The sequence below is a fragment of the Delftia sp. PX-1 genome, from assembly GCF_055797465.1.
In genome coordinates this window covers 1684277-1699154 of the sequence record NZ_CP184763.1, presented here as the reverse complement: position 1 = coordinate 1699154, position 14878 = coordinate 1684277, and the positions used below count along the sequence as shown (strand labels likewise).

General features: G+C 69.6%; 9 protein-coding genes. 1 reads left to right on the top strand and 8 read right to left on the bottom strand.

Translation table 11 applies throughout. The features are described 5' to 3' along the window. The 5 genes from ACN20X_RS07760 to ACN20X_RS07740 form a co-directional block, all read right to left on the bottom strand. A complete protein-coding gene (locus ACN20X_RS07760; RefSeq protein WP_016447929.1) occupies window positions 1–1296 on the bottom strand; it encodes a dihydroorotase in 1296 nt (431 codons plus the stop codon). A gap of 244 nt (window positions 1297–1540) precedes the next feature. Continuing rightward, window positions 1541–2503, bottom strand: a complete 963-nt coding sequence (locus ACN20X_RS07755; protein ID WP_012203510.1) for an aspartate carbamoyltransferase catalytic subunit — start codon at window positions 2501–2503, stop codon at window positions 1541–1543. A 2-nt stretch (window positions 2504–2505) separates the two neighbouring features. After that, complete coding sequence (gene pyrR / locus ACN20X_RS07750; RefSeq protein ID WP_013804027.1) at window positions 2506–3024, bottom strand: bifunctional pyr operon transcriptional regulator/uracil phosphoribosyltransferase PyrR; 519 nt, start codon at window positions 3022–3024, stop codon at window positions 2506–2508. After that, complete coding sequence (ruvX, locus tag ACN20X_RS07745; protein ID WP_043790397.1) at window positions 3021–3479, bottom strand: Holliday junction resolvase RuvX; 459 nt, start codon at window positions 3477–3479, stop codon at window positions 3021–3023. Before ruvX ends, pyrR begins: the two co-directional genes overlap by 4 nt. After that, window positions 3476–4075 carry a YqgE/AlgH family protein gene (locus ACN20X_RS07740; RefSeq protein ID WP_012203507.1) on the bottom strand — a complete coding sequence of 200 codons (600 nt, stop codon included), beginning with the start codon at window positions 4073–4075 and terminating at the stop codon, window positions 3476–3478. The genes ruvX and ACN20X_RS07740 overlap by 4 nt, the downstream gene beginning before the upstream one ends. Before the next feature lie 24 nt (window positions 4076–4099). Between ACN20X_RS07740 and ACN20X_RS07735 the strand changes: the two genes are divergently transcribed. Then, the gene (locus ACN20X_RS07735; RefSeq protein ID WP_473210427.1) at window positions 4100–5581 is read left to right on the top strand and encodes a cryptochrome/photolyase family protein; all 1482 of its coding nucleotides are present in this window, start codon (window positions 4100–4102) and stop codon (window positions 5579–5581) included. 89 nt (window positions 5582–5670) lie between these two features. Here ACN20X_RS07735 and ACN20X_RS07730 read toward each other — a convergent pair whose 3' ends face one another. Genes ACN20X_RS07730 through ACN20X_RS07720 form a run of 3 tightly spaced genes read right to left on the bottom strand, consistent with a single transcriptional unit; the run spans window position 5671 to window position 14867 of the window. After that, complete coding sequence (locus tag ACN20X_RS07730; protein WP_473210426.1) at window positions 5671–12018, bottom strand: hybrid sensor histidine kinase/response regulator; 6348 nt, start codon at window positions 12016–12018, stop codon at window positions 5671–5673. Between the two features lie 50 nt (window positions 12019–12068). Then, window positions 12069–14321, bottom strand: a complete 2253-nt coding sequence (locus ACN20X_RS07725; protein WP_016447934.1) for a methyl-accepting chemotaxis protein — start codon at window positions 14319–14321, stop codon at window positions 12069–12071. A gap of 18 nt (window positions 14322–14339) precedes the next feature. Further along, window positions 14340–14867 (bottom strand): chemotaxis protein CheW, encoded by a 528-nt coding sequence (locus ACN20X_RS07720; RefSeq protein ID WP_016447935.1) that lies wholly within the window; start codon window positions 14865–14867, stop codon window positions 14340–14342. Between the last annotated feature and the right edge of the window lie 11 nt (window positions 14868–14878).

Genomic DNA, 14878 nt, shown 5'->3' with positions numbered 1-14878 from the left:
TCAGCGGCGTTCGTAAGCGATATGGCCGTCGACCAGCGTGCAGCGCACGCGGGCCGGCAGTTCGTAGCCGCCGAAGGGCGTGCTCTTGCCCTGGCTGGCCAGCTCCTGGGGCTTGACCGTCCAGGCCGCCTGCGGATCGACGATGCACAGGTCGGCCACGCCGCCCTCGGCCAGCCGGCCCAGCTGCCCCTGCAGCTCGCCCAGAGACGAGCCCAGCACCTGCACGGGCGATGCCGTGATGGCGGCCAGGGCACGGTTCAAAGGCACGCCACCGTCCTGCGACCACTTGACGGCCAGCGACAGCAGCAGCTCCACGCCCGTGGCGCCGGGCTCGGCCTCGGCAAAGGGCAGGACCTTGGCATCCTCATCGACGGGCGTGTGGTCGGAGACCAGGGCGTCGATGGTGCCATCGGCCAGCGCGGCAGACAGCGCATCGCGGTCGCGTTGCTGGCGCAGCGGCGGCGTGACGCGGGCGCTGCTGTCGAAGTAGCCGATATCGGTATCGGTCAGGTGCAGCGAGTTGATGGACACGTCGGCCGTGACCTGCAGGCCTTCGGCCTTGGCACGGCGCACCAGTTCCACGCCTGCGGCGCTGGACAGGCGGCACAGGTGCACGCGCGCCTGGGTGCCGCGCATCAGCTCGAAGATGGTGTGCAGGGCAATCGTCTCGGCCGCCACGGGCACGCCGGACAGGCCCATGCGCGTGGCCAGCGGGCCGCTGGCGGCCACGCCCTTGCCCAGGTACAGCTCCTGCGGGCGCAGCCACACGGTGTAGCCGTAGGTGGCCGCATACGCCAGGGCACGCTGCAGGGTCTGGGTGCTGGTCATGGGCACCTCGGCCTGGCCGAAGCCGATGCAGCCGGACTCGGTCAGCTCGGCCATTTCGGTCAGCACCTCGCCCTTGAGGCCCAGCGTCAGCGCGCCCAGCGGGAACAGGCGCGACTGGTGCAGCTTCTCGGCGCGGAACTTGAGCATCTCCACCAGGCCCTGCTCGTCGAGCACGGGATCGGTATCAGGCGGGCAGACCAGGCTGGTCACGCCACCGGCCACCGAGGCGGCCATCTCGGACTGCAGCATGCCTTCGTGCTCGTGGCCGGGCTCGCGCAGGCGCACGGCCAGATCGACCAGGCCCGGCAGCACCCAGCAGCCGGCCGCATCGATCTCGCGTTCTGCGGCAAATCCCTCGGGCGCCTTGCCGATGGCCAGCACCTTGCCGCCATCGATGGCCACGTCGGCCTGCTGGTCCAGGCCCCGTGCCGGGTCCATCACTCGGCCGTTGCGGATGAGTATCTTCATGGTTTGCTACCCCGTAGACCGCAGGCGGCGCATGGGCTGCGGCCTGCGGCGATCAAAAACATTTGCATTCACAAAAAGCGCCTGGACTCAGTCCAGGACACCGGGCATGGAAAAAGCATGGCCCATCTCAGGGACGCCGAGCAAAGGCCGCCCTGCAGCGAGGGCGTCGCCGGCTGCCCGTACGCCCCCCTCCCGCGTAGCGAGAGAGGGGGAAGCGACGCAGTCGCTCAGGGGGTGCTTCATTTCAAGCCTCGTTGCCGGCGACGATGGACATGACGGCCATGCGGACCGCGATGCCGAAGGACACCTGCGACAGGATCACGGCCTGCGGGCCATCGACCACTTCGGAGTCGATCTCCACGCCGCGGTTGATGGGTCCCGGGTGCATGACGATGGCGTCCGGCTTGGCCAGGCGCAGCTTCTCGGCCGTGAGGCCGAAGCTCTTGAAGTATTCCTGGCTGGACGGCAGCAGGGCGCCGCTCATGCGCTCGTTCTGCAGGCGCAGCATGATGATCACGTCGCAGTCCCGGATGCCCTCTTCCAGCGTGTGGAAGACGCGCACGCCCATCTGCGCCAGGTCCGGCGGCACCAGCGTGCGCGGGCCGACGACGCGCACTTCGGCCGCGCCCAGCGTGGTCAGCGCATGGATGTCGGAACGGGCCACCCGCGAGTGCAGCACATCGCCCACGATGGCCACGCGCAGGTTGGCGAAGTCCTTCTTGTAGTGGCGGATGGTGTACATGTCCAGCAGCCCCTGCGTGGGGTGGGCGTGGCGGCCGTCGCCGGCATTGACCACGTGGACATGGGGCGCCACATGCTGGGCGATGAGGTAGGGCGCACCCGACTCGCTGTGGCGCACGACGAAGATGTCGGCGGCCATGGCCGAGAGGTTGGCGATGGTGTCCAGCAGCGACTCGCCCTTGCTGGCCGAGCTGCGCGCGATGTCCAGGTTGAACACGTCGGCCGACAGGCGCTTGGCCGCGATCTCGAACGTGGTGCGCGTGCGCGTGCTGTTCTCGAAGAACAGGTTGAACACGCTCTTGCCGCGCAGCAGCGGCACCTTCTTGACCTCGCGGTCATTGACGCTGACGAAGTTGGCCGCCGTGTCCAGGATGTGGGTCAGGATGTCCTTGGACAGTCCTTCGGTGGACAGCAGGTGGATCAGTTCGCCGTTCTTGTTGAGCTGGGGATTGCGCTTGTACAGCACGGTCAGGCCTCTTGGATGCGGAATTGGAAGACGCCGGCGTCATCGCGCGCCAGCGACAGCAGGCGGTCGGCCGGCAGCGCGATGCGCGCGGCGGCGAAGTCGGCCTGGAAGGGCAGCTCGCGCCCGCCCCGGTCCACCAGCACCGCCAGGCGCACGCAGGCCGGGCGGCCGTAGTCATAGAGTTCGTTGAGCACGGCACGCACGGTGCGGCCGGTGTAGAGCACGTCGTCCAGCACCAGGATGTCGGCGCCGTTGACGTCAAAGTCGATCTGCGTCTGGGCGCTGGTGGCCATGCCGCGCTGCGCGAAGTCGTCGCGGTGCAGGGCCGAGGACAGCACGCTGGGGTTGCCGGGCAGGTTCAGGTCCTTGTGCAGGCGCTCCACCAGCCAGGCGCCGCCCGAGGTGATGCCGGCCAGGCGGGTTTCAGGCCCCATGAGGCTGCGCACGCCGCGCAGCAGTTCGCGGTACAGGGCCTCGGCGTCCAGCACCAGGCTGCCGGCTCCCGCAATGGATTCACTCATGGAAGACTCCTCAAAAACTGTTCAAGAATGATGCAGGCCGAGGCCGCATCGGCATCCCTTGCGCCACCGGCCAGGGCCTCGGTGGTGCTGTAGCGCTCGTCCACCTCGTAGACAGGCAGGCCGAAGCGGCTCTTGAGCTGGCGGCCGAACTTCTTCGCCCGCGCCGTGTTCTCGTGCGCGTTGCCGTCGGGGTGGTAGGGCACGCCGATGACCAGCGCATCGGGCTGCCACTCCTTGATGCGCTCGCCGGCCTGGGCCAGGCGGGCCTCGCCGGCCTCGGCGCGGATGGTGGGCAGCGGGTTGGCCGAGCGCAGCAGGCGCGTGCCCACGGCGCAGCCCGTGCGCTTGGCCCCGAAATCGAAGGCCACGAAACTCTGGAAATGGGAGGGAACGACGGGCGGCACGGCCGTGCCGGCTGCCGCTGCTGCCTGGGACTCGGGAGCGGGCAGGCTCATGCGCGCCCCGCTTCGGGCGAGATCATCCAGCGCTGCAGGCCCAGCAGGCCCAGGGCGCGGTCATAGCGGTCGTCGACCGGGGTATCGAAGATGACGTTGGCGTCGGCGCCCACCGTGAGCCAGGCGTTTTCGGCCAGCTCCGACTCCAGCTGGCCCTCGCCCCAGGAGGCATAGCCCAGGGTGACCAGCAGGCGCTTGGGGCCTGCGCCGTCGGACAGGGCTTCGAGCACGTCCTTGGAGGTGGTCATCTCCAGGCCGCCGGGAATGGTCATGGTCGAGGCGTAGGCGGACTCGTCGTCGGGCGCACCTTCGATCACCATGGGATCGTGCAGCACGAAGCCGCGATCGGTCTGTACGGGCCCGCCGTTGAAAACGCGGTTGCCGCGAAGGTCCTCGCGGCCCAGGGCCAGATCCACCTTTTCCAGCAGGCCTTCCAGCGTAAGCTGCGAGGGCTTGTTGATAATCAGACCGAGCGCACCGCGCTCGCTGTGTTCGCACAGGTAGATCACACTGCGCGAGAACGCTTCGTCTTCCAGGCCAGGCATGGCAATCAGGAAGTGGTGCGTCAGATTGATAGGCGCAGTTTCAGCAGACATAACGACGGATTTTACCGGCGATCCATGCCACCTTCTTACCCTGTGGGCTTGGTCTGGCTGCGGCGCGACCTGCGCCTGTCCGACCATGCCGCCCTCTACCATGCGCTGCGCCAGTGCCGGCAGGTGCATTGCGTGTTCATCTTCGACGACGACATCCTCGCCCCCCTGCCCCGTGCCGACCGGCGCGTGGAGTTCATCTGCCAGAGCCTGGCGGGCCTGGACGAGGCGCTGCGCGAGGCCTCGGGCCGCGCCGACACCGGCCTCATCGTGCGCCGCGGCCGGCCCGCTGAGCAGATCCCGGCCCTGGCCCGGCAGCTCGGCGCCCAGGCCGTGTTCTGCAACTGGGACGACGAGCCCGACGCACTGGCCCGCGACGCCCGCGTGCGCCAGGCCCTGGCCGCCGAGGGCGTGGCCCTGCACAGCTTCAAGGACCACATGGTCTTTGCGCGCGACGAGGTGCTGACCCAGGCCGGCGCGCCGTTCTCGGTGTTCACGCCGTACAAGAACGCCTGGCTGCGCCAGGTCACGCCCTTCTTCCTGTCCGCCTATCCCAGCGAGCGCGACCTGCCCGAGCGCCTGGCGCCACGCCCCGAAGGCGAGCGCCGCGCCGTGCCCACCGCAGCCGACCTGGGCTTCGAGGCCGGCACGCTGGACGGCCTGCGCCTGCCCACGGGCTGCGCCGGCGCCGAGGAACTGCTGGCCGACTTCATGCCGCGCCTGCCGCGCTACAAGCAGGCGCGCGACTTTCCCGCCGTCAAGGGCCCCAGCTACCTGAGCGTGCACCTGCGCTTCGGCACGGTCTCCATCCGCCGCCTGGCAAGGCTGGCTTGGGAGCAGACGCAGCAGCAGCCGCACGACAGCGAGGGAGCCGCCACCTGGCTGTCCGAGCTGGTCTGGCGCGACTTCTATTTCCAGATCCTGGCCCACCATCCGCATGTGGTGCACGCCAGCTTCAAGCCCGCCTACGACGCCATCGTGTGGGATACCGGCCCCGAGGCCGATGCGCTGTACGCCGCCTGGTGCGAGGGCCGCACCGGCTATCCGCTGGTCGATGCCGCCATGCGCCAGCTCAACACCACGGGCTACATGCACAACCGGCTGCGCATGGTGGCGGCCAGCTTCCTGGTCAAGGATCTGGGCATAGACTGGCGCCGGGGCGAGGCCTGGTTTGCGCGCCAGCTCAACGACTTCGACCTGGCGGCCAACAACGGCGGCTGGCAGTGGGCGGCCTCCACGGGCTGCGACGCCCAGCCCTGGTTCCGCATCTTCAACCCGATCACGCAAAGCCAGAAGTTCGATGCCGACGCGCGCTTCATCGAGCGCTACGTGCCCGAACTGGCCCGCCTGCCCGCCGCGCTGCGCCACGCACCCTGGCAGGCCCGGCCGCTGGAGCTGGCCGAGGCCGGCGTGGTGCTGGGCACGGACTATCCCCATCCCGTGGTGGACCACGCAGCCGCGCGCGAGCGCACGCTGGCCCGCTACGGCGTGGTCAAGCAGGCGGGCTGAAGGAAGCCGGTGCAAAGACACCGGAGCCAAGAAAAAAGGAGCAGCGCTGGCTGCTCCTTTTTTGCGGGGCGAGGGCTGGCCGCCGAGGCTCAGGCTTCTTCGCCCAGCACCTGTGTCTCCGTCTGCAGTGACAGCGGCGCAGGCTGGGTGCTGTTCCCTTGCAGGGAATAGTGCTGGATCAGGCCCAGCAGCTCCTCGTCCGAGTAGGGCTTGCCCAGGTAGTGGTTGGCGCCCAGCTGGCGCGCCATCTCGCGGTGCTTCTGGGCGATGCGCGAGGTGATCATGACCACGGGCAGGTCGCGCAGGGCCTCGTCGGCGCGGATGTTGCGCAGCAGGTCGAAGCCGTCCATGCGCGGCATCTCGATGTCGGACAGCACCAGGGTCGGGCGCTCCTCGGCCAGGCGCTCCATGGCCTGCAGGCCGTCGGCCGCCAGGGCCACGCGGTAGCCTTCGCGCTGCAGCAGGCGCTGGGTGACGCGGCGCACGGTGATGGAGTCGTCCACCACCAGCACCAGCGGCACCGAGACCGGTCCCGCGCTGGCCGGCACGGCTTCGCCGTCGCCCTGGCCGGCGGCACGCTCGGCCTCTTCGGTCCGGGCGCGCACCTCGTCGCCATAGACGTTGGCCAGCGCCACAGGGTTGTAGATCTGGACCACGGCGCCCGAGGCCAGCACCGACATGCCGGTCAGGCCGGGCAGGCGGGCCAGTTGGGGGCCGAGGTTCTTGATCACCACTTCCTGGTTGCCCAGCACTTCGTCCACGTGCAGCGCAATGCGCTGCGACGCGCTGCGCAGAATGACCACGGGCCGGGTGCGGCCCACGGTTTCCTCGCTGCGCAGGGAGGACTGCCACAGCGCGCCCGCCCAGTAGAAAGGCAGGGTCTCGCCGCCATCTTCAAAGCCGTGGCTGGCATAGGCCTGCTGCAGCAGATCCAAGGGCGCACGGCGCACGATTTCCACCAGGCTGGCCGGCACGCCGACCAGCAGCCGGCCCGCGCGCAGCATGACCACCTGGGTGACGGCCGTGGTCAGCGGCAGCACGAGGCGGAAGGCACTGCCCCGGCCCGCTTCGCTGTGGGTCTCGATGCGGCCGCCCAGCGCGTTGACCTCGGAGCGCACCACGTCCATGCCGATGCCCCGGCCGGCCACGCCGGTCACCTCGGTGGCGGTGGTGAAGCCGGGCTCGAAGATCAGGCGGCCGGCGTCCTGCTCCGTCAGCGTCTGGTCCTCGGGCCACAGGCCCTGGGCCACGGCCTTGTCGCGGATGCGCTGCAGGTTCAGGCCGGCGCCATCGTCCTCCACCGACAGCGCCACGTCGTTGCGCTCCTGGCTCAGGATGATTTCGATGGTGCCCATGGCCGGCTTGCCGGCAGCGGTGCGCTGCTCGGGCGGCTCGATGCCGTGGGCCACGCAGTTGCGCAGCAGGTGCTCGAAGGCCGGCATCATGCGGTCCAGCATGCCCCGGTCCATTTCAATGGTGCCGCCGAGGATGTTCAGCCGCACCTGCTTGCCCATTTCCTTGGAGGTCTGGCGGACCACGGCATACAGGCGCTCGGCCAGGGAGTCGAACTCCACCATGCGCGTGCGCAGCAGGTCGCGCTGCAGCTCGCGCGCCTGGCGGCCCTGGGCGACCAGGTCGTCCTCGGCGCCCGCCATGTCGCGCTGCAGGTTGCGCTGCACGGTGGCCACGTCGTTGACCGACTCGGCCATCATGCGCGTGAGTTCCTGCACCCGCGTGAAGCGGTCGAACTCCAGCGGGTCGAAGCCGGCTGCCGAGTCCTTGGACAGGGCCAGGCGCGACTGCATCTGGCTCTCGGCCTGGACCTCGATGTCGCGCAGCTGCATGCGCAGGCGCTCCAGGTTGCCGGCCAGCTCGTCCAGCGAGCCACGGGCCTGGGCCAGGCGCGCATCGACACGCGAGCGCGCAATCAGCACCTCGCCGGCCTGGCTGATCAGGCGGTCCAGCAACTGGGCGCGCACGCGCACCGTCTGGTGGGCGCCCGCACGCAGCGGCGCGGTGACAGGAGCCGGCTGTGCGTCGGCTGGCGCCGGGGATGCGCCAGCGCCCGAGGCGTCGGAGGCCGTGGCGTCAGAAGACACCGCAGAGGCGGCAGGCTCGGCCTGGTCCGGCCCATCGGCCAGGCCCAGCGGCCCATCCTGCACCTGTTCGCCCGCAACGCGCAGCACGTCGAAGCCGGCCTGCAATGCGTCGAAGTTGCCCAGCAAGGGCTCGATCTGCTCGGCCGTGGGAGATTCGCTGTCGACCCGCTCGACGGCGGATTCCAGCCGGTGGGCCATTTCGCCCAGGCGCATGGCGCCAGCCAGCCGGGCACTGCCCTTGAGGGTGTGCAGGGCGCGCAGCGTTTCGTGGCGCGCCTCGTCCAGGGAAGGCCGGCCATGCCAGCGACGCAGCGCAGCGCCCAGGCGGGGCAGCAGCTCGATGGCCTCTTCCTCGAAGATGGGGAACAGGTCGGGGTCCACCTCGTCCAGGGCGTCGATGTCGTCGTCCAGGTCGTTGCCCACGGCCACCGCATGGGCGATGGCCTCATCGATGCGGCGCTGCAGCTCGGCTTCCTGGCGTGCGTCGTTGACCAGGGGGCGCATGGAATAGGCCAGCGGCGCCACGTCCTGTGCCTGGGCCTGCGCATGGGCGCCGGCGTCGAGCACGGCATCCGTACCAGGCTGCGGCAACGGCTCCGGCAGCAGCGCATCGAGCCGGCTGTCCGGAGCGTCCGCGACTTCGATATCCAGCGCCAGCAGTGCCTGCAGTGCTTCTTCCACGCCCGGCTGGGGTGTCTTGAGGAAGCCGGCCGCGAACTGGTGCAGCAGGCGCTGCACCTCGTCGGAAGCCGCAATGCAGGCGGCGACCTGCTCAGGCGTGCCGCAGCGCTGCGGCTGCAGATGGGCCAGCGCATGCTCCAGCAGGCGCGCCAGGTCCGACAAGGCCTTGAAGCCCACGGTGGCCGAGCTGCCGGCCAGCGAATGCGCGAAGGCGATGGCGTCATCGGGCACGGGCTCGCCGGGCTCGGTCGCCCATTGCTGCAGCGACAGGTCCAGGCGGCGCGACCATTCGTCGGCCTCGTTGAGATAGACGTTGTACAGCGGCGCGCTGATGCGCAGGCCGTCCACGACCTTGAAGCCATCGGCATCGACGCCGGACGGCTCCTGTGCGCCGGACTCCTCAGCCACCGCGGGCGCCTCATCGGCCACGGATTCGGTATGCAGCTCCTGCGGGGTTTCCGCCTCGGAAGCTTCTACGGCTTCGATGGCCTCGGCAGGTGCGGCTGCCGGAGTCAGGTCCAGATCCAGCCCCTCGAAAGGCGCCAGCAGCACGGCGGCGTGCGGAGCCTGCTCTTCGGCTTCGGCTTCGGCTACAGCTTCTGCGCCTGCTTCTGCTTGCAGCTCGGGCAGCGCGTCGGCATGTGCCTCGGGCACGGTCTCTGTGCCGGGCAGCGCGGGCTGGTCGCCCGAGACAACGGCCAGGGCTTCCTGCTCGCTGTCGCGCATGGCCGCCTCGAAGGCGGCGAAGTCCAGCTCCTCCACCGCGTCGGTGGCCAGCGCGGCGGGTGCCTCGGCGGTCTCCGGCTGCGTTGAACCCTGCGACTGTTCGGGCACGGCCGCCGCAGGCTGGAGGTCCAGGTCCAGCAGACCGAAGTCCAGCGCAATGTCCAGGTCACCGGCGGGCCCGGCGGTCTCGGCGGGCACGGCCGGCTCGGGGGCTTCCCGCTGCTCGGCCTGCAGCTGCTGCTCCACTGCGGCGAAGGGCTCCACCGGCGCCTCGACCGCGGCAGGCTCGGCCTGCGTGCGGCGGTCGGCGCGCGGCACCAGGGCCACGTCGGCGCGCACGCCTTCCAGGCGCATGGCATCGGCTGCGGCGCGGAAGGGCGTGGCCAGCCAGGCATCGGCCTGCTGGCGCTCGATGGCCGACGCCCAGGCGCCAAAGGCGCGCAGCGCGTCGCTGGCCAGCTCCTGCATGGGCTGGGGCATGGGCTTTTGCTCGGCCAGCCAGGCATTGAGCATTTGCTCCATGGCCCAGCCGGCTTCGCCGAATTCATCCAGGCCGACCATGCGCGAGCTGCCCTTGAGCGTATGGAAGGCGCGGCGCAGCGTGGTCTGCTCGCTGAGGTTGCCGGGCTCATCGGCCAGGGTGCGCAGCGCCTGCAGGCCGTTGTCCACGACCTCGCGGGCCTCTTCCAGGAAGATGCTCAGGATTTCGTCGTCGGAATCATCTTCCGAGACGGTCAGACCGGCCAGCGGGGGAACGGGTTCAGGCAGGGGTTCGGGCTGAGCCGTGGCAGCAGCGGCAGCAGGGCCGGGCACCGGTTCGGCCGCTTCAGCCACGTCAGCTGCTTGGGCCGCTTCGGCGGGTATCTCGAGCGCCTTGGCGAATTGCGCCAGTTCGGCATCGTCGGCCAGCGCTTGCTGCCCGGCGACAGTCGCCTGCGGCAGGGGCTCGGGCACAAGGTCCACGGAGGGTGGCGGCGGCGCCGGCACCGACGGTGCTGCCGCAGCGGGTTCGGCAGGCAGGTCCTGCGCAGTCTCGGCGGGCTGGATCTGGGGCACGGGCAGCGGCTGGGCCACGGCAACGGCTTCGCGCTGCGGCGGCACGGCGGCGGTGTCCAGGGCCGGCAGCTGCTCGGGCGCCTTGCCCGCGTCGTCGGCGCGGTGGCCACGGCGGCCCATCAGGATGCGCAGGCCGCCTTCGGCCTCGTCATAGACAAAGAGCTTGCGCGCCATGCTGCGCTGGTAGCTCAGCATGTCGATCAGGAAACCCATGGCGCCCAGGCTGTTGCCCAGCTTGTCGAAGACCTGGGCACGTTCTGACTCGGCGATCTCGCCCAATACCAGCCGCTCCACGGTTTCGCGCATGCGCTGCATGGCCTGGGTGGCCTGGTCCAGGCCCAGCACGGACAGCACGCCGCGCATCTGCGCCATCTGGCCAGACACTGGCGCCAGCACGGTGGCATCGGCGGGGTTGCGGAAATACTGGTCCAGGTGCCGCTCGGCCTCGGCCAGCGTGGCACGCAATTCGCCCACGACCGAGCCCATGGTCTGGTGGTCGCTGGCCTGGCGGTACAGCTCCTCCATCCACGGCTCCAGCGGCCGCGCGGGCGCGCCCTGCAGGGATTCCTCCAGGCGCTGGACCAGGTTGGCGGATTGCTCGGCCAGTTCCTCGTCGCCCATGTCCATGGTGGCAAAGGCCGCCTGCAGATAGAGCACGGAGGTGGCCACTTCCATGGCCAGTTCCGCCGGCGGCGGCTCGCCGATGCGGGCCACGGTTTCGGCCACCTTGATCAGCATGCGCGCCAGGCCATGGCTGGCCGGGTGCAGCTTGACCAGGGATTCGGCCACCTGGGCGAACTGGTCCACCACGATCTTGGTGCGCGCACGGTCGCCGCCTGCCAGGGCGGACCAGGTCTCCGCCGCCGTGGTGATGCGCTTGCGCGCCTGCACCAGCACGGCCGGGTCGTAGCGACCAAAGCGGGTCTGCTGGTAGTCCACCTGCGGCTGGGCCTGCATGCCATAGGCCTGGCGCACGGCCTGCAGGGCAGCGCCGGCCTGCTCGGCCGGGCGCGCCTGGGCGCAGAAGAACAGCAGGTCCTGCAGCAGGCGCGCAGGCGGCGTGCGGTCGCCCTTGGCCATGGCCGCGTACTGCAGCAGCACGCGCGAGGCCATGCGTTTCACATAGAGGTCGACAACGATCAGGCCGCGCGACTGCGCGTCGAAGAAGCCAGCGGCCACCTTCCAGAAGCTGCGTGCGGTGACATCCTCGGTCTGGGCCACGGCAAAGCGCAGGCACAGGTCACGCATCTGGGCGGCGGCCTCGCGGTCATCGCTCTTGACCATGCGCAGCACCACGCCGTCGAGCAGGGCCCGGGCATCGGGCCCGTAGGCCAACGGCTCGGCCTGGCGCGCCCATTCGGGCTCGCGCGCGCGGCGCTCGGCAGGCCACAGATCGGCCGGATGCACCTTGTCGTTGCCGGCCAGCGCCTGGGTGTCGCGGTATTGGGGAAACAGGGCCACGGCCGAGACGGTCTTGCCGGCCAGCACGGTTTCCAGGTATTCGATCAGGGCAAAGCTGGCGCGCTCCAGCGTGGCGGCGGCCTGGTCGGTGCACAGCTCGGGGCGCTGCACGAAGCGCTGCACGGCGCTTTCCATGCCGCGCAGCACCAGGGCCGGAGAGCCCAGGCCCACCATTTCGAGGGCGCCGCAGGCCTGGTGCAGCTGCTGGCGGGCGATGCGCAGGGCCGAGGTGTCAAGCTCCTCAAGGTCCGAGGCGCGCGCCGCATCGGCATCGCGCACGAAACGCGCCACGGCCTTGCTCGCGCCTTCCAGCGACTTGCGCAGCTCATCGAGCACCCAGGCCAGCGGGCCCAGGTCCTGTTCGGTGTGCGCGGCCTGCGCCGCGCCCGTTTGCGATTCGTCAACCACTGACATGGACAGTTCCCCAAGCCCCTAGGGCCTGTGCATAGCTATGTTGGACCGGGTCAGGCAATCTTGAAACGCGCCACCGACTGGCGCAGTTCCTCGGCCATGTGCGAGAGTTCGCGCACCTGCTGCGCCGTGGTGCGCGTGCCTTCGCCCGTCTGCTCCGTCACCGCGAAAATGTGCTGGATGTTCTCGGCCACGTCGTTGGCCAGGACGGCCTCGCGCGAGGTGGACGAGGAGATCAGCTCGATCAGCTCGGCCAGGTGGCGCGACACGGTATCGATCTCGGTCAGCGCGGTACCTGCGGAGTCGGACAGTCGCGCCCCCTCGACCACACCCTGGGTGGAGCGCTCCATGGCGGCCACGGCATCCTGGGTGTCGGTCTGAATCGCCTTCACCAGCGCCGCGATCTGGCGCGTCGCATCTGCCGAGCGCTCAGCCAGGCGCTGCACTTCTTCGGCCACCACCGAGAAGCCGCGACCGGCTTCACCGGCCGATGCGGCCTGGATGGCGGCGTTCAGCGCCAGCACGTTGGTCTGCTCGGTAATGTCGGAAATCAGCTCGGTGATTTCACCGATCTCCTGCGAGGATTCGCCCAGCCGCTTGATGCGCTTGGAGGTTTCCTGGATCTGGTCGCGGATGGAGTTCATGCCGCCGATGGCGTTCTGCACGGCCTTCAGGCCCAGGTCCGCAGCTTCCAGCGACTGGCGCGCCACCTGGGCAGATTCCTGCGCCTGGGTCGAGACCTCGTTGATGCGGCCTGCCATGTCCAGCACGGAGCGGCCGGTTTCGCGGATCTCGCGAAGCTGTTCGGTCGACGCGGCCAGCAGCTCGGTGGAGTTGGCATCCACCTCGGCCGTGGTCTGTGCCACGCGCGTTGCCGTGTTCTGCACGCTGCCCACCAGGGCGCGCAGCTCTTCCACCGTGTAGTTCACCGAGTCGGCGATGGCGCCGGTGATGTCCTCGGTCACGGTCGCTTCCTGCGTCAGATCGCCTTCGGCCACCGATTGCAGTTCGTTCATCAAGCGCAAAATCGCGGCCTGGTTGGCATCGTTGATGCGCTTGGCTTCATGCTCCTGCACGCGGGACTCTTCCTGGCGGCGTTCGGCCGCTTCCTGGCGCAGACGGCTGTCGAGCAGCTGCACGCGGGACAGGCCCACGCCGCACAGCAGCACCAGCACGGTGGCCAGCGCCAGCAGGCCCATGGGCAGCGAGCCGATGCCGGCGCCGCTTTGCAGCTTGTTCTGCAGGTCTTCCAGATGGCGGCGCAGCGGTTCGCTGTCGGCGTTGATGGCGGTCTGGGCTTCGCGGGCGGACACCAGGCCCTGCAGGTTGCCCAAAATGGCGCTGGCCTCGCTGCGGGTCTCTTCGTAGAGCTTGATCAGCGCCTCGATCTGCTCGCGGGTCTGGGCGTCGCGCGTGGGAGGCAGGCGCAGCTCGCTGCTGCCGCTCAGCAGGCTTTCGGAGATTTCCTTGAACGAGTTCAAGTCCTTGCCCAGCAGGAACACGGCCTCGGGGCTCACGCCTTCGGCGGTCTGGAATTCGTTGGCCGACTTGCCGATACGCTGGGTCAGCATCACGAGCTGGCCGGCAGCGGAGATTTCCGCCGGGCTGGCGCCCTGCTGCAGCTTCAGCGAGGAGATGGTTTCGGCGATCTCCAGCAGGTCCGAGGACTGCCGGTTGATGGTGCGCAGCGCGTCGCCGACCTGGGTCAGGATCTGCTTTTGGTCCATCACCACCTTGGCGCTTTGCTCGGCGCGCTCCATCAGCGGCGTGATCTGGGCCAGTTCGTCGGCATAGGCGCCGCCCAGCGGGCGCACGCCCATGGAGTCGTCGCCCGAGGCAATGGCGCGCACGTTGCGCGCCAGCACGCCGGAGCTGTCCTGCACGTCCACAAAGGAGGATGCCGCGCCCGTCAGCGCCTGCGAGACCGACTTGGCCAGACGCTGCGACTGCATCAGCGCCTGGCCGGTGGCGGCCAGCTGCTGCGCCGAGCCGTCGGCCTGGCGCAGGGCCCAGGCCGCCGCCAGCACCAGGGCCAGCACCGACACACCCAGCAAGGTGGACAGCGTGCGCTGGTGGCGCGCGGCAGGCGCGCGGCCCAGCAGCGGCAGGGCCACCATGTCGTGGTCAACGGCTGCGCCGCCGTCGCGGCCCGGCATGGCGTCGGGGGCGCCCTGCACGGTCAGTGACGCATCGAGTGCGTACATATCCTGGGAGACGGTGTCTCCGAGCATGCTGTTGTCCGCACCGGAGCCGGCGTCGGCCGGCTTGCGTTGGAAGCGATTTGCAAGACGTTGCAAGAATGACATGGGACGACCTTCAGAAACTCAGGCGCGAATGCTCAGAAACTCGGAGGTTTGGGACAGGCGCTGCAGTTGCAGCTCCTGCCAGCGGTGGCCCGCTTCATCGATATGCACGGGGCCGAAAAAGGCGGGAGAGTGCTCGGGCGCAGGCTCGGTGCGCACGAATGCGTCGGCGCTGCGCAGGCCCTGCAGGCGGTCCACGAGCAGGGCCGCATTCACTTCCAGCGCGGCATTGAACGCCAGCAGGCTGGACTCGGCCAGCGCCGGTTCGCTGCGTGTCACGCCGTGGCCCAGCAGGCTGGCCAGGTCGATCACGCCGGCCAGGGTGCCGCGCAGGTTGGCAATGCCCAGGAACCAGGGCTTTGTATAGGGCACAGGCTGCACGCCGGCCCAGGGAAAGATCTCGCCGGACTGGCCCAGCGGCATCAGGTAGTTGCGCCCGCCGGCCTGGACGGCCAGCCAGGCCGCCACCTTGACGCCTTCGCTGCGTGCGGCCTGAAGGCGGCCAGCCAGACGGGACTGCAGATCGCGCAGTGCTTCACGGTTCGCCATGGGCAGCGCAC

Coding starts and splice junctions, on each gene's coding strand:
- ACN20X_RS07760 (WP_016447929.1), bottom strand. CDS start 1,296: ATGAAGATACTCATCCGCAACGGCCGAGTGATGGACCCGGCACGGGGC.
- pyrR (WP_013804027.1), bottom strand. CDS start 3,024: ATGAGTGAATCCATTGCGGGAGCCGGCAGCCTGGTGCTGGACGCCGAG.
- ruvX (WP_043790397.1), bottom strand. CDS start 3,479: ATGAGCCTGCCCGCTCCCGAGTCCCAGGCAGCAGCGGCAGCCGGCACG.
- ACN20X_RS07740 (WP_012203507.1), bottom strand. CDS start 4,075: ATGTCTGCTGAAACTGCGCCTATCAATCTGACGCACCACTTCCTGATT.
- ACN20X_RS07735 (WP_473210427.1), top strand. CDS start 4,100: ATGCCACCTTCTTACCCTGTGGGCTTGGTCTGGCTGCGGCGCGACCTG.
- ACN20X_RS07730 (WP_473210426.1), bottom strand. CDS start 12,018: ATGTCAGTGGTTGACGAATCGCAAACGGGCGCGGCGCAGGCCGCGCAC.
- ACN20X_RS07725 (WP_016447934.1), bottom strand. CDS start 14,321: ATGTCATTCTTGCAACGTCTTGCAAATCGCTTCCAACGCAAGCCGGCC.
- ACN20X_RS07720 (WP_016447935.1), bottom strand. CDS start 14,867: ATGGCGAACCGTGAAGCACTGCGCGATCTGCAGTCCCGTCTGGCTGGC.